We start from the raw sequence: 1789 nt of genomic DNA on the forward strand, positions 1-1789 counted from the left end.
TGTCGGCAACACGACCGCCACGGGAAGTAGTGCTACTGGCAACTGATATGCCTTTGCCGCTAGATGAGAGCCCCGGCTTCGGACGTAATGCTGTTCACTTAAGCATTTGAGTCCAGGCCGTGGCTTCTAGAAAATCCGATACCAGTCCTCTGGTATCGGATTTTTTATGCCCATTCAGCAGCAATTGCTCGACCTCGGTGATCTCTTCAATTTCTCGGATCTGAGCACCTTCACGCAGAACATTCCTGTTGAGTGGGTCGCCAGTGCGCTGAACCTTTCAGCGCAAGCCACCATAAGGCGTCGTCGCCTACCAAGCGATCAGGTGCTTTGGTTGGTGCTGGGCATGGCCCTGTTCCGAGATGAGCCCGTACATGAGGTAGCCAGACGTCTGAATATCTGCGCTCAAGGCTTGGCCTCCGATCAGTTGCTGGCGCGAAGCGGCGTGACTGAAGCGCGTAAGCGACTGGGGGCTGATCCGGTCGAGTCGTTGTTTCGTCAGACGGGTAAACACTGGGGTTGCGAGCGATACGAAGCCGACGACTGGAATGGTTTACAGGTGTTCGCGGTCGATGGTGCATTACTGCGAACCCCCGATACACCTGAGCTAAGAGAACATTTTGGCTCTGGCAACACGGGCACTGAACGCCAGACACCTTTTCCAATGATGCGGCTCGTTGCCTTGATGAACGTGCGTTCCCACGTGATCCTCGATGCCCAGCTCAGCCCCTACCGGGGCAGCGAAATGCGCTTGGCCGAAACCTTCCTAGGCCAGATTCCGGACAATTCGATCACGCTATTCGACAAAGGCTTTTGGGGCGCTGATCTACTGCTGAGCGTTGCTGATGGCGGCAGCAATCGTCACTGGTTGACGCCGGCTCGCAAGAATCTGGTCATGGAGGAAGTCGAGCGTTACGGCGAGCATGATCGCCGTGTTCGGATGAAGGTTTCGCCCCAAGCACGCAAGCGAAATCCAAGCCTGCCCACACATTGGGAGGTGCGTGAGGTTAGTTATGAAAGCCGGGGACACGTCAGATCGCTGCTCACTTCATTGCCTGCTGGGGACTACAGCGCAGAGGCTGTCGCTGAGCTGTACCTGGAGCGCTGGGAGATCGAGTTGGGCTTTCGAGACATCAAAAGCTCGATGCAACAAAACGCAGTGACGCTGCGTAGTAAGAAGATCGACCTGATTTATCAGGAGGTTTGGGGCCTGCTACTGGCTTACAACATCATTCGCAGGGAGGCGAGCCAGGCCGCAGTAGCCTTCGGTCGGGAGCCTTCAGATATAAGGTTCAAACCCGCCTGCCAGTACATCGCGGTGCAATTGATCGTCATGGCGGCGGCCAATCCGGTTTCGGCAACGGGAAGAAGGCTGGCTGAATTGCGGGGAGGTGTCGCAGGGCTGTTTCTGGATCACCGTCCAAGGCCAGGGAGGCCAAGGACGGTGAAGATTTCCAAAACCCGGTATCCGGTGGATCGTAAGGCTGCTCCGCTTAAGTGAACAGCATTACGCCAATGGGCGGGGTTTGTCATGCGGCAAGAAGTGTTAGAAATCATTTTTGCTGCAGATTGCTGGCGATCATTCGGGCTTCTTGCGGACGTACAACACCAAGTTGTGATCGACCAGATCGTAGCCGTGACGCTTGACGATCTCCTTTTGCAGCTTTCTCGATCTCCGGGTCGAAGAACTCAATGACGTCACCACTATCAACGCAGACCATATGATCATGGTGGCCGCCGTCTGCCAGCTCGAACACGSSATGGCCGCCATCGAAATTATGCCGAACCACGA

The 1789-nt window shown here is 55.7% G+C and carries 1 protein-coding gene and 1 pseudogene; one reads left to right on the forward strand and one right to left on the reverse strand.

What is annotated here, in order from left to right; translation table 11 throughout:
* The first annotated feature begins 166 nt into the window (after positions 1-166).
* The gene (locus DQ405_RS26775; RefSeq protein WP_178114219.1) at positions 167-1498 is read left to right on the forward strand and encodes an IS4 family transposase; all 1332 of its coding nucleotides are present in this window, start codon (positions 167-169) and stop codon (positions 1496-1498) included.
* 78 nt (positions 1499-1576) lie between these two features.
* Here the strand turns inward: DQ405_RS26775 and DQ405_RS26780 are convergent.
* Positions 1577-1789 (reverse strand): annotated as a pseudogene (locus DQ405_RS26780) (transcriptional repressor); the annotation flags it as partial.

The organism is Pseudomonas sp. SST3, from assembly GCF_003325755.1.